General features: G+C 38.8%; 18 protein-coding genes and 1 rRNA gene. 9 read left to right on the top strand and 10 right to left on the bottom strand.

Features of this window, described 5'->3' with window-relative positions:
• Positions 1-391 precede the first annotated feature (391 nt).
• The 3 genes from hemB to rocD all read right to left on the bottom strand — a co-directional run bounded on the left by hemB (position 392) and on the right by rocD (position 3360).
• A complete protein-coding gene (gene hemB / locus QOL76_RS20255; protein WP_283414786.1) occupies positions 392-1360 on the bottom strand; it encodes a porphobilinogen synthase in 969 nt (322 codons plus the stop codon).
• Between the two features lie 3 nt (positions 1361-1363).
• Positions 1364-2017, bottom strand: a complete 654-nt coding sequence (locus tag QOL76_RS20250) for an HAD family hydrolase (RefSeq protein WP_283414785.1) — start codon at positions 2015-2017, stop codon at positions 1364-1366.
• 107 nt (positions 2018-2124) lie between these two features.
• On the bottom strand, positions 2125-3360 hold the full coding sequence (gene rocD / locus QOL76_RS20245) for an ornithine--oxo-acid transaminase (RefSeq protein WP_283414784.1): 1236 nt from the start codon (positions 3358-3360) through the stop codon (positions 2125-2127).
• Positions 3361-3434: 74 nt separating this feature from the next.
• On the opposite strand from rocD, the gene QOL76_RS20240 reads away from it, so the two are divergent.
• The 8 genes from QOL76_RS20240 (at position 3435) to QOL76_RS20205 (ending at position 7055) form a co-directional block, all read left to right on the top strand.
• The gene (locus tag QOL76_RS20240; protein ID WP_283414783.1) at positions 3435-3593 is read left to right on the top strand and encodes a C1orf53 family protein; all 159 of its coding nucleotides are present in this window, start codon (positions 3435-3437) and stop codon (positions 3591-3593) included.
• 102 nt (positions 3594-3695) lie between these two features.
• Positions 3696-3938: a 50S ribosomal protein L28 gene (gene rpmB / locus QOL76_RS20235; RefSeq protein WP_057939354.1), complete on the top strand. Its 243-nt coding sequence runs from the start codon at positions 3696-3698 to the stop codon at positions 3936-3938.
• Between the two features lie 31 nt (positions 3939-3969).
• On the top strand, positions 3970-4152 hold the full coding sequence (gene rpmG, locus QOL76_RS20230; protein ID WP_057939355.1) for a 50S ribosomal protein L33: 183 nt from the start codon (positions 3970-3972) through the stop codon (positions 4150-4152).
• A gap of 37 nt (positions 4153-4189) precedes the next feature.
• A complete protein-coding gene (locus tag QOL76_RS20225) occupies positions 4190-4342 on the top strand; it encodes a DUF4295 domain-containing protein (RefSeq protein WP_111610562.1) in 153 nt (50 codons plus the stop codon).
• 91 nt (positions 4343-4433) lie between these two features.
• On the top strand, positions 4434-5393 hold the full coding sequence (gene ftsY, locus QOL76_RS20220; RefSeq protein ID WP_283414782.1) for a signal recognition particle-docking protein FtsY: 960 nt from the start codon (positions 4434-4436) through the stop codon (positions 5391-5393).
• A gap of 118 nt (positions 5394-5511) precedes the next feature.
• Positions 5512-6363: an SPFH domain-containing protein gene (locus tag QOL76_RS20215; protein WP_283414781.1), complete on the top strand. Its 852-nt coding sequence runs from the start codon at positions 5512-5514 to the stop codon at positions 6361-6363.
• A gap of 2 nt (positions 6364-6365) precedes the next feature.
• Complete coding sequence (locus QOL76_RS20210) at positions 6366-6854, top strand: hypothetical protein (protein ID WP_283414780.1); 489 nt, start codon at positions 6366-6368, stop codon at positions 6852-6854.
• A 3-nt stretch (positions 6855-6857) separates the two neighbouring features.
• Positions 6858-7055, top strand: a complete 198-nt coding sequence (locus QOL76_RS20205; RefSeq protein WP_283414779.1) for a type II toxin-antitoxin system antitoxin — start codon at positions 6858-6860, stop codon at positions 7053-7055.
• Positions 7056-7060: 5 nt separating this feature from the next.
• Here QOL76_RS20205 and QOL76_RS20200 read toward each other — a convergent pair whose 3' ends face one another.
• Positions 7061-8557 carry a TolC family protein gene (locus QOL76_RS20200; protein ID WP_283414778.1) on the bottom strand — a complete coding sequence of 499 codons (1497 nt, stop codon included), beginning with the start codon at positions 8555-8557 and terminating at the stop codon, positions 7061-7063.
• Positions 8558-8740: 183 nt separating this feature from the next.
• On the opposite strand from QOL76_RS20200, the gene QOL76_RS20195 reads away from it, so the two are divergent.
• The gene (locus QOL76_RS20195; RefSeq protein ID WP_283414777.1) at positions 8741-9505 is read left to right on the top strand and encodes a class I SAM-dependent methyltransferase; all 765 of its coding nucleotides are present in this window, start codon (positions 8741-8743) and stop codon (positions 9503-9505) included.
• Here QOL76_RS20195 and QOL76_RS20190 read toward each other — a convergent pair.
• The 6 genes from QOL76_RS20190 to rrf form a co-directional block, all read right to left on the bottom strand.
• Positions 9502-10464, bottom strand: coding sequence for a glycosyltransferase family 2 protein (locus QOL76_RS20190; protein WP_283414776.1), 963 nt, complete (start codon positions 10462-10464; stop codon positions 9502-9504). The genes QOL76_RS20195 and QOL76_RS20190 overlap by 4 nt on opposite strands.
• The gene (locus tag QOL76_RS20185) at positions 10464-11426 is read right to left on the bottom strand and encodes a glycosyltransferase family 2 protein (RefSeq protein ID WP_283414775.1); all 963 of its coding nucleotides are present in this window, start codon (positions 11424-11426) and stop codon (positions 10464-10466) included. Before QOL76_RS20185 ends, QOL76_RS20190 begins: the two co-directional genes overlap by 1 nt.
• Before the next feature lie 3 nt (positions 11427-11429).
• A complete protein-coding gene (locus QOL76_RS20180; RefSeq protein WP_283414774.1) occupies positions 11430-11978 on the bottom strand; it encodes a DUF4199 domain-containing protein in 549 nt (182 codons plus the stop codon).
• A gap of 7 nt (positions 11979-11985) precedes the next feature.
• The gene (locus QOL76_RS20175) at positions 11986-12498 is read right to left on the bottom strand and encodes a DUF4199 domain-containing protein (protein ID WP_283414773.1); all 513 of its coding nucleotides are present in this window, start codon (positions 12496-12498) and stop codon (positions 11986-11988) included.
• Entirely contained in the window at positions 12491-13735 is a 1245-nt protein-coding gene (locus QOL76_RS20170) for a dihydroorotase (RefSeq protein WP_283414772.1), read from the bottom strand. The genes QOL76_RS20175 and QOL76_RS20170 overlap by 8 nt, the downstream gene beginning before the upstream one ends.
• A 145-nt stretch (positions 13736-13880) precedes the next feature.
• Positions 13881-13969 (bottom strand): 5S ribosomal RNA (gene rrf, locus QOL76_RS20165); the annotation flags it as partial.

The raw sequence follows: 13969 nt of genomic DNA, 5'->3' as shown, positions 1-13969 counted from the left end.
GATTTTTGATATATTTTTCTACCCTATTTTTACATTTTTTGCAAAAAATATACGTTTTATGGTCATTTTAAAAACCTCATACTATAAAAAATATTATTTGGTTTGGATGCATAATATTCTACGAAACCGATTGCATCACTGTCAATTCGAAATATTGATAAAAAAAATAGGCTCAAATTGAAATTTTATTTCAAAAAAATGAAAAAAACAGGATTTTAAGCAATCAGTTTGTTTTTACGAAAAATATAAATTTTTAGAAATACGATATTTTTTTAACCCATTTTTAAAAAAAATGTCATAATTATTAGAAATCATACCTAGAAATCTACCCCATAGGCATAAAAAAAACCGACATATGCCGGTTTTATAGGTAACAATACACCTAAGATCTCTATTTCATCAAGCTTGCATATTCTTTGGCAAAATATGTAAGAATAACCTTCGCTCCAGCTCGTTTTATGCTCAACAACACTTCGAGCATAGCTCGATCATTATCGATCCAACCCTTGTCTGCTGAAGCTTTAATCATACTGTACTCACCAGACACATTATAAGCAGCTATCGGCAATGGGAAATTATCGTTTAGAAGTTTAATAATGTCCAAATAGGAAAGCGCTGGCTTCACCATCAGGAAGTCCGCACCTTCTTCGGTATCCAAATCACCTTCTATCAATGCCTCCTGAGAATTTGCTGGATTCATCTGATAAGTCTTTTTATCACCGAACTTCGGCGCAGAATCCAAGGCATCTCTAAACGGACCATAAAATGCACTGGCATATTTAGCAGTATAAGACATGATAGAGGTCTCTGTAAAACCACTTTCGTCCAATAACTCCCGTATATAACCTACTCGACCATCCATCATATCAGACGGACCAATGATATCCACACCTGCATCTGCCTGAGCTAAGGACATCCTTGCAAGAATTTCAAGCGTCTCATCATTTAAAATTTTACCGTCTTTCACTAATCCATCGTGCCCGTCACTACTATATGGATCCATTGCCACATCAGACATTAGACATACTTCTGGAAATTCCTTTTTGATTTCACGAAGTGCCTTCAGGTAAAAAGTCTCAGGATTATAACTTTCTGAAGCAATAGCATCTTTCAAACTATCCGAATAAGCAGGAAACACATCAAAAGACTGAATCCCCAATTTCAAACAGCTTTCAATTTCACCAAGCATCGTATCTATAGAGTACCTATATATATTAGGCATGGAATCAATCGCTACCTTCTTCTTGACACCATCCACCAGAAACATAGGGAAGATCAGATCTTTGACAGAAAGACTGGTTTCTTCGACAAGATTCCTTACAGCTTCGGATTTTCTATTTCTTCTAGGTCTTCTTAGCATGATTTATTTGAAAAGTTGTTGAATATGGACAAGATCTAAGTTTTTGTAATCTTCTATATATAGGTCACAAGTCGGCAACTCATCTTTAGTATGACTGGAAAGTACACCCACCACTTTCATCCCCGCATTGATTCCGGCACTTGCTCCTGAGAAAGAATCTTCAAACACCAAGCATTCCTCAGGCTTCAAACCAAGCTTTGCCGCACTTTTTAGGTAGACTTCCGGGTCAGGTTTATGCTTTGACACATCTTCAGAAGCAAGCTGCGATTGCATTTGCTCTCCTATACCAAGCACACCTATAATTAGGTCTAGATTTGCACGAGGAGCCGAGGTAGCCACAGCAGTGAGCAAGCCTTCGGATTTCAACTTCTCAAAAAACTCCATAAAACCTGAAATAGGATTCACTTCATCCTTATAGATTTCCCTGAAAAGCCCTTCTTTCTCATCCTCCAGCAATGCTAATTCTGTACCCTCTATTTTTCTACCAAGGAAATGACTCAGAATATACCCGTTGTTTTTCCCATACATATGTTCTACATATTCCGCTTCAGTAGGATTGAGGTTTCGCTTCGCAAAAAATTGCTGGAAAGCAATAGAATGAAATGGATTGGTATGACAAATCACCCCATCCATATCAAAAATGACAGCTTTTAACATGTGTTGGTCGAGTTTTTTAAGTTTTCAAAATTAAGTATAAGACACTAAAAAACCCTCCCAAGTTCCAAAAACAAGGGAGGGTCAATTCAATAAACAGATAGGTTACTCTACTTTCCAAAAGAAGTAATCGTCTTCTCAATAATATCACAGCACTCATGAATCTGTTCTTCGGTCATTACTAGCGGAGGAGCAAAACGGATAATATTACCGTGTGTAGGCTTCGCCAAAAGACCGTTGTCTTTCAAGGCAACACAAATATCCCAAGCTGTACTGCTTTCTTCAGTATCATTAATCACTACCGCGTTGAGCAAACCCTTTCCTCTAACAAGCGTCACTAGATCTGATTTCTCCACAAGCTTCTGCATCCTAAACCTAAATAATTCACCTAACCTCTCAGCATTCTCCGCAAGCTTTTCATCCTTTACCACTTCCAAAGCGGTCATGGCTACGCGGGCTCCTAGAGGATTACCTCCGAAAGTAGAACCGTGCTGACCTGGCTTGATGACATTCATCACCGCATCATCTGCCAAAACAAGAGATACTGGATAGAATCCACCTGAAACGGCTTTTCCAAGAATCAGAATATCCGGACGTACATTTTCATGATCCACAGCCAGCAACTTTCCTGTTCGTGCAATCCCTGTCTGAATTTCATCTGCTATAAATAAAACATTCTTTGCCTCGCAGGCAGCCTTAGCTTCTTTTAGATAGTTTGGCCCAGGCACATACACTCCAGCTTCACCTTGTATTGGCTCTACTAAAAATGCCACCACATCAGGATCATCCAAGACTGCGTTTAATGCATGTATATCATCGTAAGGGATTTTCACAAATCCAGCTGTATAGGGACCAAAGTTCTTTCTAGCGTTTTCATCATTAGAAAAAGAAATGATAGTAGTAGTTCTGCCGTGGAAGTTATTCTCCGCTACTACGATCTTCGCTCGATTTTCATCCACACCCTTTTTCTCATACCCCCACTTCCTGGCGATTTTGATCGCAGTCTCCACACCTTCGGCTCCAGTGTTCATTGGAAGCACTTTATCAAAACCGAAATAATCGGAAATGTATTTTTCAAAAGGTCCTAATACGTCATTATGAAATGCGCGGGATGTCAAAGTCAAGGTACTTGCCTGCTCTATTAAAGCATCCTTTATACGAGGATGGCAGTGACCTTGATTCACGGCAGAATAGGCTGACAAGAAATCATAGTAACGCTTACCCTCTACATCCCAGAGAAAAACCCCTTCGCCTCTTGCAAGAACCACAGGCAATGGATGATAATTATGCGCGCCGTATTGATCTTCTAACTCTATTGCTTGCTTACTGGAAGTGATAGTCTGCATGTTTTTCGTAATTTTGTATACTATATAATAAGGACTCGTCAAGTCCAAATATAGTAATTGCCTTTGCCCGAACCATGAAAGATCCGAAGAACCCTCAACCTAGTAGCCCATTAAGTTCGGAAGACTTCTATTTCAACGAGCAAGGACTGATGGTTTTCACAAAAAGTTATCATCTAAAACGGGGCTATTGCTGCGGGAACGGCTGTAAACACTGTCCCTACCCAAAAGTCTGATATAAAAGGGAATATTTTTGAAATGCATTGTTGCATATCCCCAAAAAGTTCCGATATTTGCAGACTCATTACAGAAACGGATACAATTTACTATACATTACCATGGCAAAAGTTTGTGACATAACCGGAAAAAGACCTCGAGTAGGTAACAACGTCTCCCATGCAAACAACAAGACTAAGCGTAGATTCTACCCAAATCTTCACAAGAAGACGTTCTACGTTCCAGAAGAAGATGCATGGATCACTTTGAAAGTTTGTACTAAGGCATTGAAGACTATCAATAAGAAAGGTATCACTGCGGTTTTGAAAGAAGCTCAGGATAACGGGATGATTGTAATCAGATAATCAAGGTCACTACCTTAAAATCAATACAAAGATGGCTAAGAAAGGCAATAGAGTACAAGTGATTATGGAATGCACGGAGCACAAAGCTTCTGGATTGCCAGGTACTTCAAGATACATCACTACCAAGAATAGAAAAAATACTACTGAAAGATTGGAATTGAAAAAATTCAATCCAATTATGAAGAAGGTAACTGTTCATAAAGAAATTAAATAATTTAGCTCGGAAGCAATTCCGTTAAAACGATAAAATTATGGCTAAGAAAGTAGTAGCAACCCTTAAGAAAGAAGGCGGCGTAACTTACGCCAAAGTTATCAAGGCTGTTAGATCTGAGAAGACTGGCGCTTATACCTTCAGAGAAGAAATGGTTCCTTCCCCATTGGTACAGGACACCTTGAAAAAATAAGTTGCAAATTGCAGCATAAGGCATTCTAGTCCCTCTGTCCATCGGTCAGCAGGGACTTTTTCGTTATATTCCACTTTTAAAACGCATACCCATGGGAATCTTTGGTTTCTTTTCAAAAGACAAGAAAGAAAGCCTCGATCAAGGCCTTCAGAAATCAAGCGAAAACATTTTTTCAAAACTCAGTAAAGCCGTAGTCGGCAAGTCCAAAGTGGACGATGAGATTTTGGATGAATTGGAAGAAATACTAATCACCTCTGACGTGGGGGTGGACACTACAATCAAAGTAATTCAACGAATTGAAGAACGAGTAGCGCGTGACAAATATGTAAACACAGCGGAGCTCGACGTGATTCTCAAAGAAGAAATTGAAAACCTTCTGAAGGAAAACAATTCTCAAGATTTAATGGATTTTGATTTGCCGGAGGGAAAGAAACCTTATGTAATCATGGTGGTGGGAGTGAACGGTGTTGGCAAAACGACAACAATAGGGAAACTGGCAAATCTTTTCCAATCCGCAGGAAAATCAGTAATCCTAGGTGCTGCAGATACATTTAGAGCTGCGGCGGTAGATCAATTGATACTCTGGGGAAACAGAGTCGGCGTTCCTGTTGTGTCTCATGGCATGAATACAGATCCTGCGTCGGTAGCGTTCGATGCGGTAAAGCAAGGAGTGGATTCTAATGCAGATGTCGTCATCATTGATACTGCCGGGCGACTCCACACCAAAGTGAATCTGATGAATGAACTTGGCAAAATCAAGCGCGTAATGCAAAAATTCATCCCTGATGCACCGCATGAGATCCTCCTCGTTTTAGATGGATCTACTGGCCAAAATGCATTTATTCAGGCAAAAGAATTTACAAAAGTCACAGAAATCACTTCATTAGCCATCACCAAACTTGATGGAACTGCCAAAGGCGGTGTGGTGATTGGCATCTCAGATCAATTTAAAATTCCAGTCAAATACATTGGAGTAGGCGAGAAAATGACTGATTTACAAATCTTTAATCGGAAAGAATTTGTCGATTCACTTTTTACGAAGAAAAAATAAGGAACCGAACTTAATCAAATACCCCGACTAACATCGGGGTATTTTTTTTTGCAAAAATTTGAACCTTAATCAAACTTTAGCGTAATTCAATATGATATCATTATAACATCATATTAACATGGAAAAAATAACTAAACCTATGTCAGGATACTTTATGATCCTGTTTGTACTTGCACTTATTATTTTGGCAGTTGCCCTTTTTATTCAGCAAATCATGATTGTCGTCGGCATCTTATCGGTAGTGGTAGCACTAATAAGTCTAGGTGGGTTCTTCATCGTAGAACCAAATAAATCAATGGTACTTCTACTTTTCGGAAACTATAAAGGAAGTGTAAAAGACAATGGTTTTTACTGGGTTAATCCTTTTATGACAAAAAAGAAAATCTCACTTCGAGTGAGAAATTTTGAAAACAAGCCAGTCAAAGTGAACGACAAAATAGGCAATCCGGTAATGATCGGAACCATCGTAGTTTGGCAAGTGGAAGATACCTTCAAGGCAACATTTGATGTGGATGATTATGAAAACTTTGTTCACTTACAGTCAGACGCAGCAATACGAAAAATGGCTGGATTATATCCATATGATAATTTTGAAGCTGAAGAAGCTGAGGTCACACTCCGATCTGGCGTTGAAGATGTCAACCATTCCTTAGAGCAAGAGATCAGTGAACGTCTACATCATGCGGGGATCAAAGTAATTGAAGCTCGAATTTCTCACTTGGCTTATGCCTCTGAGATTGCATCAGCCATGCTCCAAAGACAACAGGCAACTGCTATCGTAGCGGCAAGACAAAAAATTGTTGAAGGAGCTGTTGGAATGGTAGAAATGGCATTAGCAGATTTGAAATTAAAAGACATCATTGAATTTGATGACGAGAAAAAGGCCGTAATGGTATCGAACTTGATGGTAGTTCTCTGTTCCGACAAAAGTGCTAGTCCTGTACTAAATGTAGGCACGCTTAATCAATAGCCATGGCTAATCGCATTTTCAAAGAGAGCCAATCTTATCTAGGTACTTGGATCATGTACGTCATGATTTTGACAGAGGTACCAGTGATTATCTTAATGATTGTATTATATGCTACCACCGATGACAAACAAGAAATGGCGATTGCCCTGGGAGTAGTTATTGGCTCATTGATTCTAGTTTTCATCCTGATTTTCAATCTGAAACTTGAAACAAGGATTGATGATAAAAGTATTTCTTTCAGATACACGCCATTTATTCGTCAGTGGCGAAGTTTCCAAAAAGAAACAATTAAGTCATACAAAGTCATTAACTATAGCCCCATCTCAGACTATGGAGGATGGGGATTTAAAGGAAATAAAACTACCAAAGCTTACTCTGTTCTTGGAGATCAAGGACTTTTAATAGATGTAGGCGAAAAGAAAAAAATATTAATCGGGACAATGAAGGCTAAAGAACTGACAGCTTTCATGGAAAATTGGAAGGAAGAATAAATTATGCCTAAGAAAAAAGCATTTGCTCTACGGCTGGATGAGAACATGATGAAAGCGCTCGAAAAATGGGCCGGAGATGAGTTCCGCAGCACCAATGGTCAGCTGGAATGGATCATCAGGGAATCATTAAAAAAAGCTGGACGCTTGCCTAAAGGTAGCATAACTAACCCTAAGCCAGACGAAAACCCAATTCAGGAATAACATTCTCAATTTTCAGCCTCTGGTATATATAGTAATTCCCCCTTTTCAAAATCATATAAAGTAAGTGATCTTAGCTCGTAATAGGCAACCCAAAAGTCACGTAAGGACTCATAAAATGCTCTTTTATTAGTGTCCTTTTCGCTCTGGGCTATATTGAGGTTAGAGATAGTTACATTACCAGTTTGGTACCTACTTAATGCAATATCATATCTTCTCTGAGCCACATCTGAAGCAACTTTGGTCACATTCAGTCGCTCCTTAATGTTGATAAAGTTTTTCACTTTTGTGAAAATGTTTTCCTGAAAATTAATTTGCTCCTGCTCAACGGTATAGTTAACTAATTCCTGATTTGCCATTGCTACGGACATTCTGGCCTTATTTCTACCCCAATCCAAAATTGGAACTGATAGATTTAGGCTGACCAATGCCTGAGTATTAGGATTTTGGTAAAGATCCGGAAAACTGAAGGCCGCATTATTGTACCCATACCTAGCGTTTAGTTGAACTTGAAACCGATCACCTTTAGCCTGTGCCACTTCCGCTTCAGCTTGATTCTTTTGTCTGTCAAACCCAATTACTTCTGACCTGTTTTGAAAAGCAAGGGAAATTGCTTGCTCAACGTCCACGTCAAACTCCGGGATATCCACCGGAGATATCAGGTTCAGCTTAGAAGATTGATTTAAGCCTATAAATGCATTCATGGAAAAAGAGGCACTCTCTAATGACAATTGCGCCTCGGCCATAGCTTGTCGCGCATTCAATACCTGAAGTTCTACTTGCAGAAGTTCATCTTCTGGTGTTACGCCAAGTTTATTTCTCTTCTGTTCAATGGAATAAATGTTCTCGGTATTCTTAAGATTTGTTGTGGCGATATCATAGTTAACCTGTGCAGTTAAATAGTCAAAATACAATTGAGTCACGAATACTGATACCTGTTCCATATCCTGTACATATTCACGCTTACTTTCTTCAAACAGTAATGGCTGAATTTTTTTATCCCATTTAAATCTGTTGTAAGCAAAAATGGGCTGCTGTAAAGCCACACTGATGGGTACGCCAGAATATCTTGTTTGTGGAGTTCCTGGGTTGGAAAGGAAATTATCAAACCTATTCGTAGAGGTATTTACAGAAACTGTACCACCCGTGGCCCCAATTACCTGCTCCAAGCCCAATCCCAAGTCCATCAAATTCTGCTTTACCTCAATAAATTCAATAGAACCATCTGGCTGTGTAATATTATTGTATTCCTGATAATATTGAGGAATAGTACCCGAAAGCCTTAATTGAGGATTGTAATTGGATTTAAATAGTCTGTACCTCCAGTAGCTATTCTCTCGTTGGGTTTTTGCCTGAAGTGCCCGGGGAGAATTATCTTTTGCCTGCTGAACTAACTCTTGCAACGTAAAAGTTTTTACATCTTGACCACTTGCAAAATTGATAGTTGAGCCCAAAATAGTTAACAGTAAAAAGGGTTTGAAAAATAGTAAGATTCTAATCTTCATAAGGGCTTTATTATTTGATTGAAAAAGGTAATCTATTCAGATCAACTAAAATAGTTATTGATTCCTCACAAACAAGAACCTTAGTGTGTCTCAAATCCTAAAAAATCTAAAAAAGCAAAACATTCTATTTCATTACCCTCCTTTTAGCCCTTTGCGTAACTTGCAGCTTGATTAGATCCAAAAATGAAATCCATTATTAGTTTCGTAATTCGATACGTCCCGAGACCACTATTACAGCGGGTAAGTCCTTTAGTCATGAAAGTTTTTGCACAGATGAATTCTGGCAAAGATGTCACTTGCCCGGTATGTGATCACAGCTATAAAAAATTCTTGCCTTATGGCCGAATCGCAAGAGCAAACGCGCTATGTCCTAATTGCTTGTCTTTGGAAAGACATAGATTAATGTGGCTTTTCCTCGAGGAAAAAACAGACTTCTTTACGGCACCGCTTCGAGTACTTCATGTCGCGCCAGAGCATTGCTTTATAGAGAGGTTTGAAGGGTTAGACAATTTGGATTACATCACTGCTGATATTGAATCGCCTTTGGCTAAAGTCAAAATGGATGTGCATGACATTCCATTTCCCGAAAACAGCTTTGATGTAGTCTTTTGCAACCATGTGTTGGAACATGTAGATGACGACCTTAGGGCCTGTGCTGAGTTCAATCGAGTATTGAAGCCTGGCGGGTGGGGCATCTTACAATCGCCCGTCTACCCTATCGAAAAGACTTTAGAAGACAAATCTATTACAGACCCGACCGAGAGAGAACGGATTTTTGGGCAGAGAGATCACGTTCGAAAGTTCGGAAGAGATTATGCAAAGCGCTTGAGAAAGTCTGGAATACGTATTGAGGAAAACTTATTTGTAAAGGAACTGGCTTCAGAAGTAATCAAACAAAATGCATTACCTCCGGATGAAGTAATCTTTGTTTGTAGAAAAGGAGATTAACCCTTAACCAATTTCCTGAAAACCTCTAAGGGTAAGCCAAGTCCATACGAACACAGCTGTGACATAGAGGTCAGCCAACTTAGTAGCCCAATTTTTAAAGAGTTGTATTGCGAAGAAGAAGACACTAGAACTCCAATACTCCAAACCAGAAATAGACCAATGGAAATCTGAAACAGGGTATTATTCAGAAAATAAAAAACCGGAATACTTAAGCTGAAAAGCAAAAAAGCTGTGGGTAGCCAATGAACCAACTTGATGGCACCTGGATGAAATCTTGATACGTTTACCCGATTTCTTCCGAAGGAGAAAGCCTGCTTTGCAAATGAAAAAAGCGTGTTTTTACGCTTGTGATAAACGTAAGCCTCTCGAACCAATTCAAGTTTGAATCCAGCATTTTTAATACGGATACTCCATTCAATATCCTCTCCCTGATTTGGATCTGCAAAACCACCTGTAACCTCAAATACAGTTTTTGACACACCCATATTAAATCCACGGGCTTGGTATTTAGATGGGTCCTTCATTTTTCCACGAATGCCGCCAGTAGTCCAAACCGAAGTCATCGCGAAATCCATTGCTTTCTGTAAATCAGAAAAATCAGCAGCAGCAGCATCCGGTCCCCCAAACGCATCAAGCTTTCTATCTTGAATCGCTTTGGAGAGGTTGTGCAAATAATCTCTGGGTAATAGCACATCAGAATCCAGAATGACAAAATAATCCCCATTGGCAATTTTCATCCCGTTGTTACGTGCAAACCCTTGACCTGTGTTTGCTTGTGGTAGGTATTGAATATCTAGTTGTGAACTGAATTCATTTATAATTTCTGATGAGTCAATAGAAGATCCATCCTCAATTACGACCACTTCAAAAGCAGTAAGACTTTGCTTAGCAAGACTTAATAGTAGTTCTTTTAACTCCTCAGGTCGATTATAAACCGGTATGATTACCGAAAACTTCATTAAAAGTCGAAGTTTATCTCTTCGTCAATTTTGTATTCAGCTTCTTTGGATTGATTTGAAGTCATCAGCTCAGCAATAAAGCCTGTCACAAATAATTGCACTCCAATAATCAAAGCAACCAATGCCAAAAAGAATAAAGGCTGCTCGGTAATTTCTCTCACATTATGGCCTTTACTCAATCCGTAAACCTTTTCGAAGATCAACCAACAAGTGATTAAGAAACCAGTCAAAAATGAAAAACTACCCAATAAGCCAAAAAAATGCATAGGCTTCTTTTTGTATCTATGTACAAAAGAAACCGAGATCAAATCCAAGAATCCATTCAAGAACCGCTCAAGACCAAACTTCGAGTAGCCGTACTTTCTGGCTTGATGCTGGACTACTTTTTCCCCTATTTTCCCAAAGCCATTCCATTTGGCAAGCAAGGGAATGTATCGATGCATCTCCCCGTAGATCTGGATATTCTTAACTACTTTGCGTCGGTAGGCTTTCAGGCCACAATTAAAGTCATGCAATTTAATCCCTGAAATCCATCGGGTCACTCCATTGAAGAATCTTGATGGAATAGTTTTACCTAATGGATCATGACGTTCCTTTTTCCATCCAGAAACTACATCAAATTTCCCTTCAGTAATCATTACGTACAGGCCAGGAATTTCATCAGGGCTATCCTGAAGATCTGCATCCATAGTGATCACTACATCACCACTGGCCTTCTTAAACCCGGCATCCAATGCTGCGGATTTCCCGTAATTTCTGGTAAAATTAATCCCTCTCACCTCATTGAATTGCTGGGAAAGCGAATTAATTATCCCCCAGGAATTATCAGTACTACCATCATTGATGAAAATCAACTCATAAGAAAAGCCGTGATCATGCATGACACGGCTAATCCATTGAGTTAATTCAGGCAGTGACTCCTCCTCGTTAAATACAGGAACTACAACTGAAATTTGGGTCATAATTTAATAATCGAGAGACTTATCCTTTTTCTTAAGAATAGCTCCCAAAATTAAGGCAATAATCGCATACACAATCAGTCCAAAGCCAAAACTCATAAGCTGGCCAGACAAGGTAAATCCTTTAGAAGTGCTAGCTCTCATTTGTTCTAGTATGGCAGGATCCATAGAATCAGGGTTTTGGCCAAATTTTTCCATCATGGACATTTGAGTTTCAAAGGCCTGATCTGCTAATACGCTTGCTAAAGAAGGATCAATTACATGGAATAAGAGAATTTGACCTAACAACCCAATCAACCCTGATATCACCATGGCAATAAAACTAAAGTTAAAGGCTGTCCCAAAACTCATAAAACCGCCAATTTCAGTTCTATACTCCTTACCAAAATAAATAATTAACACAAAGAATAATACTATGGCTACCAAACCAAACCAAGCAGATCCTAGTAGGGTTGAATCAATAAAATATGCAATGAAGGTGAGCGCTAAGCTGACTAAACCAATTGTTAGACCTGGTTTTATTGCTGCCTGAAAAGGAGACTGTTGTTCTTCCATGAGTTCGTTAGTTAGGATTTTTCCTTAAAATAATAGATATAATAATAGTAAAAAACAGTCCTGGGATGATTTTCCATAGCGCATCATTCAGTGCGATATCCCAAGGCACCATATTTCGAATACTTTCAAGGGTTAAGTTAAACGAATTTTCTCCCACCTGAGCTACTATGGATTCTTTACTACCGGACAATACTTCAAGTTTTGATTCTTTGATTTGCTCAAACAATGTAGTATGTAGCAAAAGTACCAACCAAATTCCCACAAGAGACACCATTGCTTCTAACATATAAGCTACGAACCCCACAGACATTCCTTCGGCAAAGGATAAATAACCATTATTACTGTATTCCTTAAAAAACTTAATTGCTAAAAAGATAGCAACAGGAGTAATCACATAACCAAACACGAGATTTAAGTTAGTAGGATCTGGGTACAAAAATGAAAGGGAGATGAATGCTAGAACACTAAAAGCACCTGCTATTCCACCAAATTTGTAAGCTGAGCTAAAGTACTTATACATCAGATTGTACTAATTGTCCTTTTTGAATCACGTATTTCACCTGACCTTTAAGTTTTTTCCCATACCAAGGTGAATTAGATGAAAGAGATTTGTTTGACTTATCATCAAAATCCCATTTTGCTTCTGGATCAAATATGGTCCATGATTTACAAAGTTTGTGAGGCAATATAGCCTTTGGACCGGAAGTGATTTTCTCAATAAGCAGTGGCCATCCAAGCTCATTTTCAAGTTTCACCAGGGCTGGAAGAAAAGTCTGCAACCCTGCCATACCAAAATTAGCCAAATCAAATTCCATGAATTTAGAATCACGGTCTTCCGGTTGATGGTTACTTACAAGAGCATCTATAGTTCCATCTTTCAGACCTTCCATCAAAGCATCTCTATCCAAAATACCTCTAAAAGGCGGCAACACTTTAAGATTGGGATCAAAATCCATCAAGTCTCCATCCGAAAACAATAATTGATATATAGATATGTCAGCGGTAACATTCAGCCCTTCAGCTTTTGCTCCCCTTATAAGGTTAACCCCTTTTGCAGTGTTTACAGTTTGAAAATGAACTCGACCGCCAGTATAGCGGATAATCTCAAGATTTCTCTGAATGGCTACATCTTCAGCAAGATTTGGAATTCCTTTTACACCAAGCATGGTAGAATTTTCCCCCTCATGCATATGGCCAAAGATTGCTAATAAAGGATCATAAGCATGATCAAAAAGGACTCCATTGAACTTTTGGAGATATTGGAGAATTTTCATATAGCGATCTCCATTTGCTAATGGCTTATTGCCTTCACCAAAAATAGATACTCCAGATTGGTGATGCATATCGAGTATTTCTGTCAAATTCTCTCCATCCGTATCCTTAGTGACTGCACCTTGTATTAGAAATTCGGGGGTATACTTTTTCGATCTGTTAAGTACAAAATCTACATCTCCCTTAGATTGAATTACCGGATCGGTATTAGGAAGTATAACAGCAGCTGAGAAACCACTAGATACTAATGATTCAGCCAAACTTTCAATAGACTCCTTATACTCATAACCGGGTTCTCCCATACTACATCGGAGATCTATCCATCCTTCTGACAATAGCCAATTAGAGGAATCAATTTCTTGATCAAATTTGAAAGAATTGCTAGAAGTAGCAAGAGTTAATTCTCCATTATCAAAAACATAATCCTTGGATTCATTTAAACCATTAGAATTAACAAGACGGAGACCTTTAAATAGAATAGACATTCAAATTGGGCTTTGATGCAAAACTGCAACAATATTCTAAAAATGAAAAGTGGATTTTAAAATAGTATGATAAAAGAGAGATTCTAAAAATCCAAAACCCTGTAAACGCAAAAAAGCCAGCTGTTTAAAGCTGGCTTTAGAATAAATGAGGCGGCGACCTACTCTCCCGGGTGTAACCCCAGTACCATCGGCGCTGCAGGGCTTAACTTCTCTGTTCGGGATGGGAAGAGGTGG

The sequence above is a fragment of the Algoriphagus winogradskyi genome (assembly GCF_900182815.1).
Lineage (GTDB): Bacteria > Bacteroidota > Bacteroidia > Cytophagales > Cyclobacteriaceae > Algoriphagus > Algoriphagus winogradskyi.
This window is presented reverse-complemented; position numbering and strand designations above follow the sequence as displayed.

Coding starts and splice junctions, on each gene's coding strand:
- QOL76_RS20250 (WP_283414785.1), bottom strand. CDS start 2,017: ATGTTAAAAGCTGTCATTTTTGATATGGATGGGGTGATTTGTCATACC.
- QOL76_RS20185 (WP_283414775.1), bottom strand. CDS start 11,426: ATGACCCAAATTTCAGTTGTAGTTCCTGTATTTAACGAGGAGGAGTCA.
- hemB (WP_283414786.1), bottom strand. CDS start 1,360: ATGCTAAGAAGACCTAGAAGAAATAGAAAATCCGAAGCTGTAAGGAAT.
- rpmG (WP_057939355.1), top strand. CDS start 3,970: ATGGCTAAGAAAGGCAATAGAGTACAAGTGATTATGGAATGCACGGAG.
- QOL76_RS20180 (WP_283414774.1), bottom strand. CDS start 11,978: ATGGAAGAACAACAGTCTCCTTTTCAGGCAGCAATAAAACCAGGTCTA.
- QOL76_RS20200 (WP_283414778.1), bottom strand. CDS start 8,557: ATGAAGATTAGAATCTTACTATTTTTCAAACCCTTTTTACTGTTAACT.
- QOL76_RS20240 (WP_283414783.1), top strand. CDS start 3,435: ATGAAAGATCCGAAGAACCCTCAACCTAGTAGCCCATTAAGTTCGGAA.
- QOL76_RS20225 (WP_111610562.1), top strand. CDS start 4,190: ATGGCTAAGAAAGTAGTAGCAACCCTTAAGAAAGAAGGCGGCGTAACT.
- QOL76_RS20190 (WP_283414776.1), bottom strand. CDS start 10,464: ATGAAGTTTTCGGTAATCATACCGGTTTATAATCGACCTGAGGAGTTA.
- rpmB (WP_057939354.1), top strand. CDS start 3,696: ATGGCAAAAGTTTGTGACATAACCGGAAAAAGACCTCGAGTAGGTAAC.
- QOL76_RS20170 (WP_283414772.1), bottom strand. CDS start 13,735: ATGTCTATTCTATTTAAAGGTCTCCGTCTTGTTAATTCTAATGGTTTA.
- ftsY (WP_283414782.1), top strand. CDS start 4,434: ATGGGAATCTTTGGTTTCTTTTCAAAAGACAAGAAAGAAAGCCTCGAT.
- rocD (WP_283414784.1), bottom strand. CDS start 3,360: ATGCAGACTATCACTTCCAGTAAGCAAGCAATAGAGTTAGAAGATCAA.
- QOL76_RS20215 (WP_283414781.1), top strand. CDS start 5,512: ATGGAAAAAATAACTAAACCTATGTCAGGATACTTTATGATCCTGTTT.
- QOL76_RS20210 (WP_283414780.1), top strand. CDS start 6,366: ATGGCTAATCGCATTTTCAAAGAGAGCCAATCTTATCTAGGTACTTGG.
- QOL76_RS20195 (WP_283414777.1), top strand. CDS start 8,741: ATGAAATCCATTATTAGTTTCGTAATTCGATACGTCCCGAGACCACTA.
- QOL76_RS20175 (WP_283414773.1), bottom strand. CDS start 12,498: ATGTATAAGTACTTTAGCTCAGCTTACAAATTTGGTGGAATAGCAGGT.
- QOL76_RS20205 (WP_283414779.1), top strand. CDS start 6,858: ATGCCTAAGAAAAAAGCATTTGCTCTACGGCTGGATGAGAACATGATG.